Origin of the sequence: uncultured Campylobacter sp. (assembly GCF_937997465.1) — a bacterium.
Taxonomy (GTDB): Bacteria; Campylobacterota; Campylobacteria; order Campylobacterales; family Campylobacteraceae; genus Campylobacter_A.
In genome coordinates this window covers 1-19,084 of sequence record NZ_CALKTQ010000343.1, presented here as the reverse complement: position 1 = coordinate 19,084, position 19,084 = coordinate 1, and the positions used below count along the sequence as shown (strand labels likewise).

The 19,084-nt window shown below is 43.2% G+C and carries 15 protein-coding genes; 10 read left to right on the top strand and 5 right to left on the bottom strand.

From position 1 onward, the window contains the following. Positions 1–217 precede the first annotated feature (217 nt). Both lon and bamD read right to left on the bottom strand, forming a co-directional pair. A complete protein-coding gene (gene lon, locus Q0546_RS11735; protein ID WP_298793255.1) occupies positions 218–2,650 on the bottom strand; it encodes an endopeptidase La in 2,433 nt (810 codons plus the stop codon). A 9-nt stretch (positions 2,651–2,659) separates the two neighbouring features. Next, positions 2,660–3,307 (bottom strand): outer membrane protein assembly factor BamD, encoded by a 648-nt coding sequence (bamD, locus tag Q0546_RS11730; protein WP_298793254.1) that lies wholly within the window; start codon positions 3,305–3,307, stop codon positions 2,660–2,662. 152 nt (positions 3,308–3,459) lie between these two features. On the opposite strand from bamD, the gene fliW reads away from it, so the two are divergent. The 6 genes from fliW to raiA all read left to right on the top strand — a co-directional run bounded on the left by fliW (position 3,460) and on the right by raiA (position 10,342). Further along, on the top strand, positions 3,460–3,843 hold the full coding sequence (fliW, locus tag Q0546_RS11725; protein ID WP_298793256.1) for a flagellar assembly protein FliW: 384 nt from the start codon (positions 3,460–3,462) through the stop codon (positions 3,841–3,843). Between the two features lie 19 nt (positions 3,844–3,862). Then, positions 3,863–7,732, top strand: a complete 3,870-nt coding sequence (locus tag Q0546_RS11720; protein WP_298793253.1) for a hypothetical protein — start codon at positions 3,863–3,865, stop codon at positions 7,730–7,732. Further along, on the top strand, positions 7,729–8,334 hold the full coding sequence (locus Q0546_RS11715; RefSeq protein ID WP_298793252.1) for a prepilin-type N-terminal cleavage/methylation domain-containing protein: 606 nt from the start codon (positions 7,729–7,731) through the stop codon (positions 8,332–8,334). The genes Q0546_RS11720 and Q0546_RS11715 overlap by 4 nt, the downstream gene beginning before the upstream one ends. Positions 8,335–8,339: 5 nt before the next feature. Continuing rightward, positions 8,340–9,278 (top strand): type II secretion system protein, encoded by a 939-nt coding sequence (locus tag Q0546_RS11710; protein ID WP_298793250.1) that lies wholly within the window; start codon positions 8,340–8,342, stop codon positions 9,276–9,278. A 62-nt stretch (positions 9,279–9,340) separates the two neighbouring features. Further along, complete coding sequence (locus tag Q0546_RS11705; RefSeq protein WP_298793248.1) at positions 9,341–9,757, top strand: hypothetical protein; 417 nt, start codon at positions 9,341–9,343, stop codon at positions 9,755–9,757. 51 nt (positions 9,758–9,808) lie between these two features. Continuing rightward, positions 9,809–10,342, top strand: a complete 534-nt coding sequence (gene raiA / locus Q0546_RS11700) for a ribosome-associated translation inhibitor RaiA (RefSeq protein WP_298793246.1) — start codon at positions 9,809–9,811, stop codon at positions 10,340–10,342. 449 nt (positions 10,343–10,791) lie between these two features. On the opposite strand, the gene Q0546_RS11695 is transcribed toward raiA, so the two are convergent. From Q0546_RS11695 to Q0546_RS11685, 3 genes are read right to left on the bottom strand one after another with little or no spacing between them, the layout of a single operon-like run. Then, positions 10,792–11,247: a response regulator gene (locus Q0546_RS11695; protein WP_298056754.1), complete on the bottom strand. Its 456-nt coding sequence runs from the start codon at positions 11,245–11,247 to the stop codon at positions 10,792–10,794. Positions 11,248–11,287: 40 nt separating this feature from the next. Continuing rightward, positions 11,288–12,220 carry a ferrochelatase gene (gene hemH, locus Q0546_RS11690; RefSeq protein ID WP_298793244.1) on the bottom strand — a complete coding sequence of 311 codons (933 nt, stop codon included), beginning with the start codon at positions 12,218–12,220 and terminating at the stop codon, positions 11,288–11,290. Continuing rightward, a complete protein-coding gene (locus Q0546_RS11685) occupies positions 12,217–13,077 on the bottom strand; it encodes a Gfo/Idh/MocA family oxidoreductase (RefSeq protein WP_298793242.1) in 861 nt (286 codons plus the stop codon). Before Q0546_RS11685 ends, hemH begins: the two co-directional genes overlap by 4 nt. Positions 13,078–13,255: 178 nt before the next feature. On the opposite strand from Q0546_RS11685, the gene alaS reads away from it, so the two are divergent. The 4 genes from alaS to Q0546_RS11665 all read left to right on the top strand — a co-directional run bounded on the left by alaS (position 13,256) and on the right by Q0546_RS11665 (position 19,019). Further along, a complete protein-coding gene (alaS, locus tag Q0546_RS11680) occupies positions 13,256–15,805 on the top strand; it encodes an alanine--tRNA ligase (RefSeq protein WP_298793240.1) in 2,550 nt (849 codons plus the stop codon). Between the two features lie 252 nt (positions 15,806–16,057). Next, on the top strand, positions 16,058–16,552 hold the full coding sequence (locus Q0546_RS11675) for a hypothetical protein (RefSeq protein ID WP_002946363.1): 495 nt from the start codon (positions 16,058–16,060) through the stop codon (positions 16,550–16,552). Continuing rightward, a complete protein-coding gene (maf, locus tag Q0546_RS11670; RefSeq protein WP_298793238.1) occupies positions 16,552–17,097 on the top strand; it encodes a septum formation inhibitor Maf in 546 nt (181 codons plus the stop codon). Before Q0546_RS11675 ends, maf begins: the two co-directional genes overlap by 1 nt. After that, positions 17,094–19,019, top strand: a complete 1,926-nt coding sequence (locus Q0546_RS11665; RefSeq protein WP_298793236.1) for a PBP1A family penicillin-binding protein — start codon at positions 17,094–17,096, stop codon at positions 19,017–19,019. Before maf ends, Q0546_RS11665 begins: the two co-directional genes overlap by 4 nt. The last annotated feature ends 65 nt before the right edge of the window (positions 19,020–19,084 follow it).

The window sequence follows — 19,084 nt, the reverse complement described above, 5'->3', positions numbered from 1 at the left end:
TTGTCGATTTTAGTAAAACGCGATACAGTCTTTACAGTTGTTGCATGCAAACTCTGCTTCACCATGCTTGCTACTTTTAAGAATATCGTTAAAATCATGGCGTTTGTGCTTTACAAAAATTTTTAAATTTTCTTGATCATAAATGAAATTTTAATCGTAAATTGATAATATTAAAGTAGAAATTTAGCCCCGCTATCGAGGCCAAATTTAATCAAATTTAGTAGTTACTTTGGACAAACGCATTTTTCAGCACGTCTTCGATGACGTCCACTGGGATGATTTGCATGTCTTTTTTGACGTCTTGCGGGATATCACCCAGATCTCGTTCATAGTTTTTGCGCGGTATCAGAGCGGTTTTGATGCCGGCCTTATGCGCGGCGATGAGCTTTTCTTTTAGCCCGCCTATAGGCAGCACGCGGCCGCTTAGCGTGATCTCGCCCGTCATCGCTACGTCGCTTCGCACTTTGGTATCCGTTAGGATCGAGGCGATCGCCGTCACCATCGTGATACCCGCGCTCGGCCCGTCTTTTGGCGTAGCGCCCTCGGGTACGTGGATGTGCAGATCGTAGCGACGATACACTTCGCTAGCGCTTGGCTCTTTTTTCACGCCATCTTTGACGTCTTCAGGCAAGCTCGGGATGATTTTTGCAGGCACTTTTATCTTTTTAGCATCGATTAGTACCTTGACAAGGCTAAACGCGATATATGCGCTCTCTTTCATCACGTCGCCCAAAGAGCCGGTGATCTGCAGGCCGCCCTTGCCCTGTATGCGTATGGCTTCGATCTTTAGCACGTCGCCGCCCACACTCGTCCATGCTAGCCCATTTACTTGACCGATCTGCGGCTTTTTATCGGCATGCTCGATCTCAAAGACCTTTTTTTCCAAAAACTCATTCAAATTTTTAGTCGTCACGGTTATCTTTTGCGCTTCGCCCTCGAGTAGTCTTTTTGCCACTTTTCTAAAGATATCAGCTAGGCGGCGGCGCAGATTTCGCACTCCGCTTTCTCGCGTGTAGTCTGAGATGATTAGACTTAACACGTCTTTGCCCAGAGTTACTTCGCTTGGCTTTAGGCCGTGTTTTTTAAGCTCTTGAGGGATTAGATATTTTTTAGCGATCTCAAATTTTTCCTGTGGCGTATATGAGCTAAGCTCGATAAACTCCATCCTATCGCGCAGTGCGGGCGGTATGGCGCTCACGTCGTTTGCCGTCGCGACAAAAACGACCTTGCTCAGGTCGATATTAAAATTTAAATAATAATCCCTAAATTTGTTATTTTGCTCGGGATCTAAAATTTCCAGCAGCACAGCCGTCGGATCGCCGCGGAAGCTCCTGCCGACCTTATCGATCTCGTCTAGTACGACGACCGGATTCATCTGCTTTGCTTCTATCAGCCCCTGCACGATACGACCCGGCATCGCACCGATATAGGTACGGCGGTGTCCGCGCAGCTCGTTTACATCCTCCAGTCCGCCCAGCGCCACGCGCACTAGCTCGCGTTTTAGCGCCTTTGCGATGGAGTTTGCCAAACTCGTCTTACCGACGCCCGGAGGCCCCGCAAAGCACAAGATCGCGCCGTTGTTTACCTTGCCCGCGACGCCTCGCAGCTGCAAAAGTTCGCGCAGAGCAAAATACTCCTCTATCCTATCTTTTGGTCTTTCAAGCCCGTAGTGATCGGCGTTTAGCTGCTTTGCGACCTCTTGTACGCTTAGTTTTTTGTTCGCCAGGTTTTCAAACGGCACCTCCACAACCCAGTCGAGGTAGCTTTGCGTCGTGTTGGCGTCAGCAGAGTCCGGATGCATGCGTGCTAACTTGTCGATTTGCTTTTTTATCTCCTTATACGCGTCCTCACCCATAAATTTTTTCTTAGCTTCCAGCTTTTTGCGATACTCCTCGATCTCCTCCTCGCGGCTCGTATCGGAGCCGAGCTCTTGCTGGATCTGCTTTAGTTGCTCTTTTAGAAAATACTCCTTATTTACCTTGTCGATCCTTGAGTGGACTTTGTTTTTTATCTCGCGCTGGAGCTTGTTTGCCTCGATCTCCTCGATGACGTAGTCGATTAGCTTTAGTAGCTTTTGCTCCAAATTTTCCTCGATAAAAAACTCGTACGCCGTCTTTTTCTTTAGCCTTAACGAGCTTAAAATCAGATCGCAAACTCGGCTAGGCTCGGCGCTCTCCTCTATCGTTTTTAAAAGATCCGGCGGGAAAAAATGGCTAAGCGCGGCCAGATCTCGTACCTTTTCGCGAAGCACGGTTAGCAGCGCGTCGCTTTTGGTATTTTCGGGTCTTTTTTCGTGCAGTACGTCTACGACGGCTTGCAATGGCTTTGAGGAGACTTTTGAGACTATGCGGCCTTTGCTAGTTCCTTGAAATAAAATTTTTACTCTACCGTCCGGTAGCGGCACTCGTCTCATCACGGTGCCTATGACGCCGGCGTCGTAGATGGAGTCAAATTCTCGAGCGCCTTCGTTTTGCGCTTTCGTCGGTACGACTAGGATTGGGCTTTGCGACTCGAGAGCCAAATTTAGCGCTTCGATATTTTCCTCGTCGCTCAAAAAAAGCGGCGTGATCATAAATGGATATAAAAACAGCTCGTCCTCCACGATGATGGGTAGCTGCGCCGGGAACATTTTTGATTCGTAAATTTGCAAATTTAGCTCCTATTCAAACATTTTTCTATACCAAGGAAGCTGCGGAAGCACGATATTTGCGTCGTTTAACGGCGAAGCTTGCACCTTTTCTTTATAAATTTGCGCCGACTCATCCCTACCTGTGCGCTCGTACAGATCGGCTATCTGCACGTCCAGGTTGTAGATCGCGAGCTTAAATTTAACCAGCATAGTTTCGATCAGTGGTCGATACTGGGTGTTTGGGTAGATGTAGAGAAATTTTTCTATCTCGGCGATACTGTCTTGCATTAGCTTTTGGTTTCGATTGGGTTGCGAGAATGAGTCAAAATTCGCCTTTATCTTCAGGTACTGCGCAAATTCGCTTCTAGCGCCATTATCGCCGTATCTTTTGAGGTATTCGTCTAAGTAAAAATTCGCCATCAAGTACTCTTCGTCATTAGCGTGAGCTTGGGCTAGGATTAGTAAAATTTGCTCCAAAAGCGGGCTAGCTACGTGCTCGCTAGACATCGCAGTATAGTGTTTGTCGGCGCTTTCTAGGTCGCGATTTTTTATATCGCCGATGATCTCGGAGTACCATTGATCGGGCGTTAGATTATATAGCTCGGTGTATTTGTCGGCACAACCGCCGATTAAACAAACAAAAAATACCGCAGATAAAAATTTAATTAAATTTCTCATACCTTCCCTTAAATTTAAAATTTTTTAAAACGGACTATTTTACCATTGTTTTTATTGCTTTTCGGTAAATTTGATTTCATTTTATGCTTAAAAATAGGAAATTTTGGATACAATTCGCGTAAAAAAGTAAATGTATAATTAAGGAGATGTATATGGTTTTTCAAGTCAAAAGTCCGATTTTAGGCTTTGAGCACATCAAAAGTTATGAGTTAAAAGAATTAGATCAGTTTTTCATAAAGCTTCAAAGCATGGACGACGATACATCTTTTACCGCGATAAATCCATACGCCTTGAGAAATTACGAATTTGAGATACCGACGTATTATCAAGAGCTGATGGATATAAATGACAAAAGCGAGCTAAGGATCTACAATATCATGGTCGTTAGCACCCCGATCGAGACTTCGACGGTAAATTTCATCGCTCCTATCGTTTGCAATATGACGAATATGACGCTATCGCAGGTAGTGCTTGATGCGTGGACGTATCCGATGTATAAACAGGCAGAAAAAATTTCGGATTTTATTGAGAAGTAAAAATTTTAAGGGAAACCAAGTGAAAAATTCTAATTTTTTTCTAGTTGCGATTTTTTTACTAAGCTCAAGTAGCGCCTTTGCTGTAAAAGATAAAAATCAGCTGGAACATAATTTAGTATCTGCATCATCTAGCAGATATCTAGACAATAAAGAAACCGCCAATCTTCAAAAAAGGGTCATAAATGAAGAAGTAATAGACCAGTACGGAGTTAAAAGATTAGAAGAACGAAAGATAATATACGGCGATATAGAGACTATCGGGGCCTCCGTCTTAAGAACCGTAGGCAATAGCTCTCAAGGATACGGCTATAATTACAGGCCTATTTTAAGTTCCACTACGATACATACGTCCATTACAAATGTTGTATTTGAAAAAGAGGATACAAGCTATAGCTTAAACTCATCAAAAGCGACTTTTGACTTTTCCGATAGGAAAAATACCGACGGAGCAAGCATAGCAAATGATATAGTAGGAAAAAGAATTGTTTATGCTAGACTTTATTGGGCCGGAAGTTTTTCTTTAGGTTGGAGTATTTCAAACGATAACACGGCTAGAGATAAATACTTTGATACGATAAAAAACTTCAATACGATAAGATTCGGAACACCAAAAGGATACTATAATATTACCGCACACGAAAAAGATACGTTTTGGTTTGGGTCGCTCTCAAGTAGGGGCATGAGATTTCAATATCAAACAAGTGCTGATGTTACCGAGCTAGTAAAAGAGTCCCTAGGAAATACCGTAGCAAGCAGAACTTTTAGCGCAGGAAATATAAAAACTCATGATGGAATACCTCCGGGCCTATATTCATACACCGACGGCAAATGGTTTAACAATCTACAATCCCCTAGATACGGAGGATGGGCGCTAGTTATCGTATATGACTTTGGTAGCAAAGACGGTAAAAAAATAAAACCCAAAGGCGTCAATATATTTGACGGCATCAAGCTACTAACGCCGCTAGATTTAAACAAGGGAGCTAGCAGAAGCGCAGACATAACGGTTAGCGGCTTTTATACTCCAGTGAACGGTGCGGTAGTTTCCTCTCTTACCACTCTTTCATTCGGCGCAGCGAGCGAGATCTCGGCTGAAGACATAGAGATTAGAAAAGATAGCTACTCGACGTATAGCTCAATATTTGACAACACCCTAAATCAAAAAGGCGACCAGTTTAACTCCACTATATCTAAATTTAATAAGCATTTAAACCCTAGCAAAAAATATAACGCGAGTATGGATTTAGATACATACGATATTACCGGAAAACTTACCAATAAACAAACGTCTGCCGACATACGGCTAACTGCAAAAATAATCAAAAGACCTGGCGGCAGCCTACAAGGTGACGAGGCTACCGTGGGTATGCTGGCGTTTTCTACCGATCTATATGTACCGAAAGTATGCTATATAGAAAAGCTATATGTTAGAGACAAAAATAAAACCAGCGAACAAGACTTTGAACCGGTTAGCACCAATGCCGGCAAAAAAACTACCGCAGAAAAGGGAGACACGCTAAGAGTTAGGCTCCAAATAGTAAACAACGGAAACGAAGAGGCTCAAAAACTATCGATCGGTACTGCACTGGATCCAAAAAATTCGACATATATAAACAATACTACGTTTATAAAACCCGACGTCGGAAGAGGAACAGCCTTCGCCGTAGGAGCGGGAGATAAAAACCCAGATAATACAAATTTGCAAACTTATGCCTCAGGTAAACTAAAATTCCTAGTCGGTCAAGGCGCCGGCGGAGGCAACGGCGGTACTATAGGAAGTAGTAACCAAGCTTTTATACAATTTGATACCGTACTAGGAGAGGCTTTTGCTAGAAATTCATATACCGCAAATTTTGAAAATGCGAGCATAAATCTAACATATAAGGGCGCCATAGAAGAGTGCACCGAAACAAAATATCAACTAAGAGTAGGAAGTATAGCATCAAAAGTTGTAAATAAAAAATTCGGCGCATTGGGTAATTCGGAAAATTTATTCACTCAACTTGCCGCAAGAAAATTTGATGTTAAATTAGTAAATTTATTCATAAGCGAAGAAAACGGCAAGGAGGTTAAAAAGCTTGACGATTTTAACTTTGCCAACGATGTTTACGTAGATGTAATAGAAGCAAATAAACCTTGCAATAGTGCACAAAACGTAATCGAAGGCAATAAAACGATTGAAGTACTAAAAACAGACCTTGCTAACAAAAGCATAATAGATCTAAAAAATATCTTAATCAAAAAAGCTTATCCAAATTTGATATTTAGACTTTCATATAAAGACGCGAAAAATATAGACCACAAAGTTTGTAGTTCGGATTCGTTTTCTATAAGACCGAAGGAATTGCGAATTTATAATAGGACAACCAATACGACAAATTTTGGAAGCATGGTCGGAGGACGAGCGTATAAAAATATATGGATACAAGCCATAGATAATGAAAACAATACAGCAGCTAACTACTCGACAAATATAAAACCTATTACGCTTAGAAGATCGACTCTAGTTCCGGCGACTTGCACGGACGGTTTTGCGTTTTTAAACGGTATAAACCTAGAAGCCGATACCACTAACGGACTAGGAGAAATAAAAATATCCCAAGGCGGCGGCGCTACTAGCGACTTCGTATATCCAAACATAGGACACGTCGCCATACATGCCATAGATACGAAGTGGACAAACGTAGATAGAGGTACCGGCGGCAATCCTAGCGACTGTATAACAAATAGCGATACCACGACAGAAGACGCAAACGGCCAGATAGGTTGCGATACCCAAACTAGAGGCGAGCAAAATTTACTATTCGTACCAAATGATATAGCGGCGCAAAATTTAACCGTAACCAACTTTGCCGGAGGAAATATGACATATATGTCAAACGTTGCGCCTATGGGAGCAAACGTAACGTTTAATCTAACGGCTAGATTAGGCGATGCTGCCAGAACGGCTGCTACGCTATACCATACCGGTTGCTATTCTAGAAATAATAATTTTACATTAGGAATCGATCAAATTTTAGGCGACTTTAGAACAAACAACGGCGGTGCGGCGACGCTTGCAGATATTCGAGATACAATTATATTTTTTGATAACAATCCGCCTAGTTTCGTAAGAAAAGTAAACGCCGTAGCAAACAACGGCGCATATAGCGTAAACGCCAATGCTTTTAACGGCGGCACGGCACCTGTAACTGTAAGGCTAAATTTTGCAAGAAGCGTAAATATACCTAAAAATCCATTTACTTTAAGTAACCAAAACTTAACGATAGGCAATATATCGGATACAGACTCCGTAGCCGGCGCCGCATACGCAAAACCTACCGCCGTCAGTACGACGCAGTTTTACTACGGTCAAGTATATGCTCCAGACTACATTGGGCCTGCAAGTGGCTTTGATGCGAATGTATACTACGGCATCTATTGCAATGCATGCAATATGGCAAAATATCCTTTAATCAATGCAGCTAATGCGCTACCTCAAACAAATAATTGGTTTGTCAATACTACGCATCAAAATATCAACCTTGGAACGCATGGGGCATTTGGACATGCTGCTACAACAACCGCATTAGCACCCAACCCTATAGTTATAGTAAATGGCGTAGAGACCATAAGACTATCAAGTAGAGCAATAATAACAGATGTCATCTCAATGAATGCATCAAGCTGGTTAGTATTCGATCCGATAAATGCAGCAGCAGCTACAAATAGATTTAATGCCACATTCACTAGAGATAATATCGGCATGACATGGGGCGGGCGAGCCTTAAAAGCAGACCAGAAGAATGATGGGGTAGGCACCGTCGTGGGTACGCAAAGCATAGACGGCGGAGCAAATGACCTAAATAATACCGTGTCAAACAAACCAAACAAAAGGTTAGACTGGTGAAAAAAAAAGGTTTTTCCTTAATCGAGCTTATACTATCGATCGTAATAGTAGGGTTAACTATGGCGACGGTGCCAAATTTAATTGCAAAAGTATCGGAGAATAATCACTTGGCCCTTGTTCAAGAAAGCGTCATGGACGGCAAAACTAGGATGGGGTTAGTGCTTACCGCCCCATGGGGCTGCACGAACGATATCTCTCTTCAGCTTGCTCCAACTCCTATATTCGGCGGCTTGGCTAATTTTTACGCTTTAAATGGGATAGATGGCACAAGAAGGCGAAACTTTTCTGCAATAGCAAGAGATACTGCATGTGCATCTTGGGAACAAAATCTTGATTCTTATAATAACAATAGGATAAATATGAATAATATCCCTCAAGATGCCGCTACTACCTATAGTAGAGATAACATTATAAGCTCAACCCTTGTAACCAGCGTAAACAACACTAATATGTCAGGAGTAGCAAATCAGGATATAAAACAAGTAACCATCACTGTCACCACAAATAATACTAGGGCTAATAATAATGGCCATCAAATAATCTTGAGAGCTTACTCTGCAAATATAGGTGATGCGCCTGCGCTTTTAACTAAAGTGTGGTAATAGAAATGAAAAAAGCCTTTACCTTGATTGAACTTATGATGGTCATAGTTATAATGGGAATAATATCCTATGCCGGGGTGGAAATAACCTTGAATATATATAGAAATTATCTTCAAAGTAGAGCTATAAACACTCTAGAAATGCAAACCGAATTAGTTTTAGAGCAAATTGCAAAACGGCTTTCCATTCGCGTTAGAGGCTCAACGATAGGAAAGCAGCTTAGCAATAACGGAAATGGCAAATTTGTATCCACCCAAGGAGCTGGATTGGACAACACCTTCCCCATTCTTGAATGGGTAACCTATAGCTACGAAAGTTTTCAAGACGGTAGCTGGACTGGCTTTATAGACCTAAATAATCCAAATACTAGCGCCGCAAAAAACGCTGCAACAAATAGCGGACAACTATCAACGCCTGGAAGTAGGCTTTTAGTACAAAATTTACAAACCAATCCAGCTTCCGCAAATCAAAACATACGAGATCTTACCAATGGACGGGCCAGTTTAGACAATGGAAATATAGGTTTGATTTTTAAAGGTACGGGTCTAAATGTAAATTCATCTTTCGGCTATAATCGCACAAACGCACAGTCTGTAGCTTTGGTTGCAAACGATACCGCCGACACTGTATTAAGTATTAGAAATTATAGAGGTCAGCTTATTTCTGAACAGTATTATCTGCTTCATACCGCTTATGCAGTAGTCCCTGGTCAAGCTAGCGCTAACGGAGATTTTAACTTATTGCTTCATTATAATTTTCGCCCATGGGCAGGAGAAGAATACAATGACGGAAGCTCGGATATACTAGCTACAAACGTAACAAGATTTAATTTTACGGAACTCAATAATGTCATGGTTTTAAAGCTATGCATAAGAGATGCCGGAAGATCGCTTGGTAACGGCGAAGAGGAAACTACCGTATGCAAAACAAAGGCGATATACTAATGAGAAAAGGTTTTAGTTTAGTTACTGCGATTATTTTTATAGTTTTAATAGCTACTTTAGGTATGTTTTCATTAAATATCTCGGCGACTACAGCAAGACAAACCACTCATATTTTTTTGCGAGAACAAGCAGAACTTCTGGCTCAGGGCGCTACAGAGATAGCTATTTTTAATCTCCTACAGGTGGATTTTACGCAAGCAGCAAACTGTGCAAGCTTAGACAGAAATGCGGTGATAGTCCCGCAAACGTTTTATCCTACCGGAGTTCAAAACACATCCTTATTTGATATCAGAGTAACCATAAACAGGGTATTTGGTACTATAGGAGCTTGCGACGGTACTGCCGGTAGAGGTACGGCAGTAATCCCGATATCTACCGCTGCATCTGCCGGAACGGTTATATTAGACGTAGTCGTTAGGTCGGCAAATGCCAATGTCCCGCCGATAAGAATTCACAGACGCACGATTCAAAAGCTCTAAAATAATACTTTATATGCTATAATGTTAGCACTTTAACGTAAAGGAGAGATGATGAATCTAAGCATCGTAGGTAAACAATTTGACCTAACAGACTCAATCAAACAACACATAGAAAACGCATTTGATGCGCTTAACAAATACGGACTGGATATTATTTCGGGTCGTTGCGTAGTTTCTGCGGACGAAAAAAACGGCAAAAAAGGCTTTAGCGTAGAATTTGCACTAAATTTGGCAAAAAAAGACACGATCGTAATCCGCCACAAAGATAAAGATCTATACGCTGCAGTCGATCTTGCGCTTGAACGCGCGTCAAAAGTACTTCGCCGCGAGCACGACAAAAACACAACCGTCAAAAATAAAGACGATGGCAAAGCTGTTAGAGCTGCGATTGCCGACGAACATATAAACGACGGCGAGGTAGATGAGATAATACCTATGGAGCTTGAGCTATATAAACCACTAGAGATCGAGGAAGCTATGCAAAAGCTAAAAGATAGCGATGCACAGTTTTACGTATTTAACGATATGGACGCCAAAATGCGCGTGATCTACAAACGCTCTGATGGCAAATTCGGACTTTATTGATCAACTTTAGGCGAGATAAACTCTCGCCTTTTTACTTTTTAAATCCACAAAGATACCAATCAAAATTCAATCATTCTTGTTGCCGACTTCATAGTAAATTGCTTAAATTTTATGAAATAAATCTCAAATTTCAAAAACTATCAACGATAAAGAATTTTACATAACACAGATAAAGCGCTTTTAACGGAAAGGTTTTTAGGTAAAATCAAAATTTGAAAGATATTTTTAAATTTAATAATTCGCAATAAAATAAATTTTGGCTATTTTGTTTTTAAAGGCTAATTTGTAAATTATCTAAAATTTTACTTTTTATCGTCGGCAAATACGCTTAAATAATGCAAGTTTTAATATATTGCTGTTTTAGTCTCGGCGAGCTTTTAAGGCTTTGATATCAAAACATCAAATTCAAATTTTACGCCGACTCGCCGCGACTTAAAACTACGCCAAATTTATACGATACCTAAAACCGTACTTAACATCGACGGATTTTTATTTTGCAAAGATTGCTGTTTTTCTAGCAAGGAGTTGCTTTGCAAACTAGCTCGAAGCTCTTTTTCGTATTTAGTCAAAAGATCGTCCAGTACGGTTTCAAGCTCATCTCTTAGGCTTTTTTTCATATCGGTATTTAGCCCTAAAGCCTCCATCAGCTCCTCTTTTTTGATGCTTAGCTTTTCCTGGATTTTTTGTTCGTTCATCTGCGATAAAAATCCTGCTGCGCCAAGCTCCGTAAGAGTCTTTTTAAAACCTTCCACATCAGGCTCTTTGGCGGTTTTTATCGGCTCAACGGCTTTTTTGAGCTCTTTTTCAAAGTCGGCGCCTTTTACCGCCTTTGCAGTCTTTTCTATGGCTTTTTGCGCAAGCTCGGCCAAAATCTTTTGGATAAATTTTTGCTCTTCGATCGTCATTTCGCATCCTTTATAAAAGATACGTTATCGCAAGCAAATTTTATTCCTTAGCTTTGTCTGCTATAAATTTAGCAAATTTTTCACTATCGTTTGGACAGCCTACGACGTCATAAAAATCAAAATTTAACTCACTGGCGATATGACGAAATTCCTTTGATAGCTCAAAAACAGTCTCGGAGTTGTCGATACAAAACGAGATCGGATAGATGAGCGCTTTTTTATCTTTTAGCTCGGCTAAGACCTGATTCAGCGAGGGTTCGAGCCATTTTACGGGGCCCAGTCTTGACTGATACGCCAGCATCGTTTGCTTAAATTTAACCCCTCGCTTCTCCAAAATTTCGGTTAAAATTTGAACGTGACGCTTGACGTGCTCCTCGTAGATATCGCCTGCGTCGATCATTTTTTGCGGCAAAGAGTGCGCCGAAAATACCAGCGTTATCTCGCCTGAGTTTAGATTACTAGCAGCTTTTTCGATGTCATCTGCGACAACCTCGTTATATCTCTCATCCTCAAAAAACGGCTCGATGATTTTTACTTTCGCCTTTAAATTTAGCTCGGCTCGCACCTTTTCAAAGTCGCTTATGCTAGACGTTACGGTCGTAAACGAATGGTGCGGATAGAGAGGAAAAACAACGATCTCCGAAGCCTCCGTAAACTCAGCTAAAACATCCTTCGCAAAAGGTGGCGTGTAGTTCATCGCAAAAGCTACCGCCGTATTATCGTCTAAAAAATGCGAAATTTTACCGCATAGTCTTGCCGTAAGCTCACAGATAGGCGATTTTCCGCCGATTTGACGGTAGTTATTTTGCGCGGCTTTTAGGCGAGATTTGGTTATCATAAACGCCACGAATTTACGCAAAATCGGGCTTTTTATCCCCAGGATATAAGGATCGTTAAACATATTTTTTAAGAATACCTCAACCTCGCTAAGGTCGTTTGGTCCGCCCATGTTTAGTAGTAAAATTAGTCTCATTCGCAAATCTCCTGAGCCTTTAGGGCATCTTCGAGCGTACTTAGATCGCTTTTTGCGCCGCAACATGCCTGATAAAACTCGTTTAGTAACGCTTTAATCGGCGAAACGTCGCCATAAACCTTTAAATTTTGCTGCCCGTCAAGCGTGTATTTGTTTAGCTTAAGGCCCAGCATATCGCCGAAATACACGCCCCCGTTCGCGGCAAATTCGATCGTAAAGCGTTCTGCTTTAAAGCGCTTTGAGTTGTGGATACTAGCTAGCGTCTGGTTTTTAAATTTAAGCTGAAAAAGCGAGTCTGTTTCGCTTCTTTTGTCATCGTTTTGGATTGAAACTTTATTGCTAAAGATTATCTCGCTACCCGTTATAAACCTTGCAACATCGATGTTTTGTAAAATTTCAAGCTGCAAATTTACGCCCCTACTAAACCCTCGAGCGATATTTATCGAAAAAATATCTTTTTCTTTGGCGAGTTCTTTTTTTATAGAGGCGATAACTGGATTAAATCTATCTATAAAAGCCACGTAAGCGCCTATATTTTGGGATTTAAAGCAGTATTTTAGTTCCCTTATCTCGCCTGATTTGCAAAGCCAAGGATCAAGCATGATAAATTTTATAAAATTTAGGCATTTTGGTATCAAATTTAGATATTTGTGCGTGTCGGTTACGATAAGAGCGTCGATGCGCACGGAGTCCAAAAGGTCGTTTATATTATCGTAAAAAGGAATCCGTCCGCAAATTTCGCTATTTTGCACGCCGTCAAAAATCGCCGCCAGCTCGAAGCGTTCGGAGCGACGAAGCTCGTTATAGTAGTGCTTCGCGTCGTTTCCAAATCCTATTATCGCAACTCGTTTTTTCATAATCTTTTTTCCAAAATTTAATGTTTTTTAGGCAATTATAGTAAAAAATAGTAATTAAACGGATAATGCGAGCGATTTTTAAATTTTACCGACACCTTTTTATAGCGGGCCTCAAACAAGTTTTATTAAATTTATGCTAAAATCAGCCCTATTTTAAAACTTTAATCAGGAAAAAACGATGGATATTAGAGAAGCTTATTTAAATTTTTTTGCAAGCAAAGGTCATGAGATCATTCCGTCTGCGCCGCTAGTGCCAAACGACGCTACGCTGCTTTTTACAAACGCCGGTATGGTGCCGTTTAAGAGCATTTTCACCGGCGAAGTGCCGCGCCCTACTCCGCCGATCCGCACGAGCTGTCAGACCTGCATCCGCGCAGGCGGCAAGCACAACGACCTAGATAACGTCGGCTACACCGCGCGCCATCACACGTTTTTTGAAATGCTGGGCAACTTCAGCTTCGGCGAGTACTTCAAAAAAGACGCGATCGCGTATGCGTGGGAGTTTGTCACGCAGGTGCTAAAACTACCCAAAGACCGCCTCTACGTCACCGTCCACGAGAGCGACGACGAGGCGTTTGCACTATGGGAGCAGCACATCGCAAAGGAGCGCATTTATAGATTTGGCGATCACGATAACTTCTGGCAGATGGGCGATACGGGACCGTGCGGACCGTGCTCGGAGATCTTTTACGATCAAGGCGGCGAGCACTTTAACACGCCTGAGGACTACATGGGCGGCGACGGCGATAGATTTCTTGAAATTTGGAACCTAGTCTTTATGCAGTACGAGCGCAGCAGCGACGGCAAGCTGACTCCGCTACCAAAGCCTAGCATCGACACGGGCATGGGCCTTGAGCGCGTCACAGCGATAATGGAAGGCAAATTTAGCAACTACGATAGCTCGCTTTTTATGCCTCTTATCGAAGAAGTCGCAAAGCTTTGCGGCAAGCCTTACGCTTACGAGAGCGGTGCTAGCTACCGCGTCATCAGCGACCACATCCGCTCAGTGACTTTCCTGTTAGCTCAAGGCACTACATTTGACAAAGAGGGCCGCGGCTACGTACTTCGCCGTATACTACGCCGCGCGATCAGACACGGATATCTACTAGGCATAAAAGAGCCATTTATGTACCGTCTGGTCGATAAAGTCTGCGAGCTAATGGACGGCCACTACGCCTATCTAAACGAGAAAAAAGCGGCGGTAAAAGAGCAAATCAGGCTGGAAGAAGAGAGATTTTTAGCCACGATAGCAAGCGGACTCGAGCTTTTTGAAAGCGAGCTAGCGCACACGAAAGATATTTTTAGCGGCGAGGCTGCGTTTAAGCTTTACGATACATTCGGCTTCCCGCTAGATCTCACGGCCGATATGCTACGCGAAAAAGGACTCAAAGTCGATGAAGCTAAATTTGACGAGCTAATGAGCGAGCAAAAAGCGCGCGCTAAGGCTGCTTGGAAAGGCAGCGGCGACAAGAGCGCAAAGGGCGATTTTAAGGCGCTTTTAGAAAAATTCGGCGAAAATAAATTTAACGGCTACGAGGAGCTTGAGCGCACGAGCAAGGTTTTGGCGCTACTTGACGATGATTTTAAAGAAACTCAAATTTTAAAAGCTGGCGAACAAGGCTGGGCGATGTTTGACGTGACGCCTTTTTACGCGCAAAGCGGCGGCCAGGCAGGCGACAGCGGCGTGGTCGTGGACACAGCTGACGTGCTAGATACGCAGAAGTTTTTTGGGCTAAATTTATCAAACGTCGCGGTTAAAAAAGAGCTTAAAATCGGCGACGCCGTGAAGCTAAAAGTAAGCGAGCAAAGAGCCGAGATCGCACGCCATCACAGCGCCACGCATTTGCTTCACGCCGCGCTTAGAAGCGTGCTGGGAACGCATATCGCGCAGGCCGGATCTAGCGTCGAGGCTAGCAGACTCAGATTTGACTTCTCTCATCCAAAGGCCGTGACGGCGGAGGAGCTAACAAAGATCGAAAATTTTGTTAATAGCGCAATCGCCGAAAGTATCGCGGCAAAAACGGAGATAATGGACATCGAGGAAGCTAAAAATAGCGGCGCAATCGCGCTATTTGGCGAAAAATACGCCAATAAAGTGCGCGTGCTAAGCTTCGGCGAGGTTAGCAAGGAGCTTTGCGGCGGTACGCACGTAGCAAATTTAAGCCAGATCGGAGCGTTTTTCATCACAAAAGAAGGCGGCGTGAGTGCGGGCGTACGCAGGATCGAAGCCGTGTGCTCTAAAGCCGCGCTAAATCTCGCAAAAGCCTGGCGCGGCGAGATCGAAGAGCTAAAAACCGAGCTAAAAAGCGCCGAGCCTATGAACGCGGTAAAAAAACTAAAAGCCGAGATAAAAAGCCTAAAAGATAAAACCAAGCAGGCAAAAGACGCACACGCGCTAGCCGTGGTGAATGTAAACGAGACCAAGCTTTGCGTCGCGGTGATTGACGGCGGCGACATAAAGGCGACGATAGACGAGTTTAAAAACGAGAACGAAAAGGCGGCGATCCTACTTGTGCAAGTAAACGAAGATGGTAAAATCGCCCTGGCCGCAGGCGCGAAAAACGCGCCGTTAAAAGCGGGCGAATGGGTCAAATTTACGGCTCAAATTTTAGGCGGAAACGGCGGCGGCAAGGATGATTTCGCCACCGCAGGCGGCAAAAACGTACTTGCGATCGAGGATGCGATCAGGCAGGCGTTTGAGTTTGCTAAAATCAAGCTAGAAAAATAAGCCTGGCGTTGGTCAAATTTAAGAAAATCGCTTAAATTTGACCGCGTTTTTGCGACATAAAATTTAAGCAAATTTTTGACAGCCAAATTTGACGCCGCAAAGCAAAATCCGAAATTTGCATTTTGTGAGCCGAGATAAAATTTAAAGGAAAATATAAGTTTATGAGTTTATTTTATTCGCGCATTTTGGCGCCGGGTTTTACCATCGTCAATTTTACTTTAGCGCGAGAAAATTTTAGATCAAAGGGGACAAATGCCCGAATTTAACATAGCTTTTGCAAAGATTAGCAGCGCCCTACCCTTTATCCACATCCTCTCCGTGGTTGTTTTCATCGGATTTCAAGCAAATTTTTTACTCATTGCAAAATTTTTTATGAAAAATATCGAGGGCGACACGCAAAAATACCAAACGATAATCTCCATGCTAAAGCGCCTTGGCTACGCGATCTACGGCTCGATCGCCGTTATGGGCGTGACGGGCGCAATACTGGCTAAGCAAAACGCGATCAAAAACGCCGATCCAATGCTAAATACGATTTTAACGACAAAATGGGCGATCTGGGGATTTTTATTTTTAAACGTTATTTACGTCACGTACCGCCTAAACAAAGCCTCAAAATCTCTGCAAAATAGCGAATACATCGAGCTTCACGAGAATCTCATAGTTACGATTTATTATTTCATCCCGCTAAATGTGGCATTTGCGCTACTGGCAGCGTATCTTGGCGTATCTTATAGGGAGTTTTGATGGTTATTTTGGCTTCGAGCTCGGTTACTAGAGCTAAGATTTTGCGAGATCACGGCGTTAAATTTGAGCAGGTTTTCTTTGACTACGACGAGGGCGGCGTAGATAAAAATTTACCGCCGCACGTTTACGTTCAAAAGATCGTCGCGGCAAAAAAAGAGCAATTTTTAAAAGCGAATGAAAATGCAAAAAACGTCGTTTTCGCAGATAGCGTCGTAGTATGTGGCGATAAAATTTTAGGCAAAGCTAAAGACGAACAAGAGGCGCTAAAAATGCTGCAAATGCAAAGCGGCAACGTCGCTAGAATCGTAATGGCGATGATATTTTTGGGCGAGAAATTCGAGCTTATTAATGTAAGTTTTGCGGAGTATAAATTTGCTAAATTTGACGAAGCCGACCTACAAAACTACCTATCGGGCGATCTTTGGCAGGGCAAGGCCGGAGCCATGACGATAGAAAATTTCAACAAAAAATACATCCTAAGCCAAAACGGCGAAACTAGCACCGCAATGGGGCTAAACGTGAAAATTTTAAAGGCCTTTTTATGAGAATTTTAGCTTCGATTTTATTTATTATCTTTGTTTCGCTGAGCGCGGCATTTGTTTATCTTTATTCGCAAGTCACCTTTGACGCGTCAAATATCATCGATTTTAAGCCAAAGCTCACGACTCAAATTTACGACAGAAACGGCGAACTCATCGCAAATATATTTGATGAAAACAGGATCTACGTCAAGTACGAGGATATCCCGCCGCGCGTCATCGAGGCGCTCGTGGCGATCGAGGATACGAGCTTTTTTGAACACGGCGGCGTAAATCCCGAGGCTATCACGCGAGCTATCGTTAAAGACATAAAGGCGGGCAAACTAGTCGAGGGCGCTAGCACGCTAACGCAGCAGTTAGTTAAAAACATGGTATTAACCAGAGAAAAAAAGCTAACCCGTAAGCTAAAAGAGATGATCATATCGATGAAGCTAGAAAACGAGCTAACCAAAGAGCAAATTTTAGAGCGCTATCTAAATCACGTCTATCTAGGACATGGCTATCACGGCATAAAAACCGCAGCAAAAGGATACTTTAGAAAGGAGCTTGATGAGCTCACGCTAAAAGAGATCGCAATCCTGGTGGGACTCCCAAAAGCTCCTAGCACCTACGACCCGACTCGCCACCTCGATCTATCGCTTAGCCGCGCAAACAACGTTATCTCAAGAATGAACGCGCTAGGCTGGATCAGCGACGCAGAGTACAAGGCTGCGCTAGTCGAGCAGCCCGTAGTCTTTGACGACACTCTCACGCAAAACAAAGCCCCGTACATCGTGGACGAGGTGCTAAAAGAGGCCTCAAAGCGCTTTGAGGATATAAAAACCGGCGGCTACGTCATCGAAACCAGCGTCGATTTAAAGGTGCAAGATATGGCGTCCGAGGCGCTAAAATACGGCTACAACGAGATACTAAAACGTAACAAAGACGCAAACGCTAGTATCCTAAACGGCGCTATCGTCGTCACCCTACCAAAGACGGGCGAGGTACTCGCGCTAGTCGGCGGCGTGGACTACGCCAAAAGTAGCTACAACCGTGCCACGCAGAGTATGCGCCAGCCGGGCTCTAGCTTTAAGCCCTTTATCTACCAGATCGCCCTAGATATGGGCTACTCGCCGATGAGCAAGGCGGCCGATATATCAAGGGTATTTAACGAAGGCAGCCAGTACGAGTGGCGTCCGAAAAACTATAGCGGCGGCTTTCAGGGTTATATCACACTGCGTGAGGCTCTGCGCCAGTCGCGCAACCTCGCCACGATAAATTTGCTCGACGAGATCGGGCTTGATACGGCGTATAAAAAGCTAACCGAAATGGGCTTTAAAAACATCCCCAAAAACCTATCCATCGCGCTTGGTAGCTTCGGTATCTCGCCGTTAGAGTTTGCCAAATTTTACTCGATGTTTCCAAACGGCGGCGAGATCGTGGAGCCAAGCCTGATAAAACGCATCATAAACTATCAAAATTTAGAAGCGGTTTTCGAGCCAGAAAGGACGTTCGTCACCGAGCCAGAGCAGGCATACCTGATGACTGACATGATGAAAACGGTCGTGGAGCGCGGCACGGGACAAAGCGCGAGGCTAAACGGCGTACAAGTCGCGGGCAAGACCGGCACAACAAATAACAACATTGACGCGTGGTTTTGCGGATTTACGCCTGAGGTCGAGGTGGTCGTGTGGTACGGCAACGACGACAACACGCCGATGCGAAAGGTCGAGGGCGGCGGACGCACGGCGGCTCCAGTGTTTAAGAAATTTATGGAAAGCTATATGAAGGAGTACCCCCTAAAACAAAAAACTTTCATCGAGCCGGAGGGCGTCTTTCACACTGCGTACGAGGGCTTGATCGAAGTCTATACGAAGATCTCGCCGGTACCGAAACAAGACGCGCAAGATACCCTAATCAAACAAGACGACGAGGGGCTGATTTTTTAAATTTCACTCTTTCCCAAAATTTATTTACAGAACAAATATTAAATTTAAAGTTTATTTTTAATAAA

Coding starts and splice junctions, on each gene's coding strand:
- Q0546_RS11665 (WP_298793236.1), top strand. CDS start 17,094: ATGAGAATTTTAGCTTCGATTTTATTTATTATCTTTGTTTCGCTGAGC.
- Q0546_RS11710 (WP_298793250.1), top strand. CDS start 8,340: ATGAAAAAAGCCTTTACCTTGATTGAACTTATGATGGTCATAGTTATA.
- hemH (WP_298793244.1), bottom strand. CDS start 12,220: ATGAGACTAATTTTACTACTAAACATGGGCGGACCAAACGACCTTAGC.
- maf (WP_298793238.1), top strand. CDS start 16,552: ATGGTTATTTTGGCTTCGAGCTCGGTTACTAGAGCTAAGATTTTGCGA.
- Q0546_RS11685 (WP_298793242.1), bottom strand. CDS start 13,077: ATGAAAAAACGAGTTGCGATAATAGGATTTGGAAACGACGCGAAGCAC.
- alaS (WP_298793240.1), top strand. CDS start 13,256: ATGGATATTAGAGAAGCTTATTTAAATTTTTTTGCAAGCAAAGGTCAT.
- Q0546_RS11705 (WP_298793248.1), top strand. CDS start 9,341: ATGTTTTCATTAAATATCTCGGCGACTACAGCAAGACAAACCACTCAT.
- fliW (WP_298793256.1), top strand. CDS start 3,460: ATGGTTTTTCAAGTCAAAAGTCCGATTTTAGGCTTTGAGCACATCAAA.
- bamD (WP_298793254.1), bottom strand. CDS start 3,307: ATGAGAAATTTAATTAAATTTTTATCTGCGGTATTTTTTGTTTGTTTA.
- Q0546_RS11695 (WP_298056754.1), bottom strand. CDS start 11,247: ATGACGATCGAAGAGCAAAAATTTATCCAAAAGATTTTGGCCGAGCTT.
- Q0546_RS11675 (WP_002946363.1), top strand. CDS start 16,058: ATGCCCGAATTTAACATAGCTTTTGCAAAGATTAGCAGCGCCCTACCC.
- raiA (WP_298793246.1), top strand. CDS start 9,809: ATGAATCTAAGCATCGTAGGTAAACAATTTGACCTAACAGACTCAATC.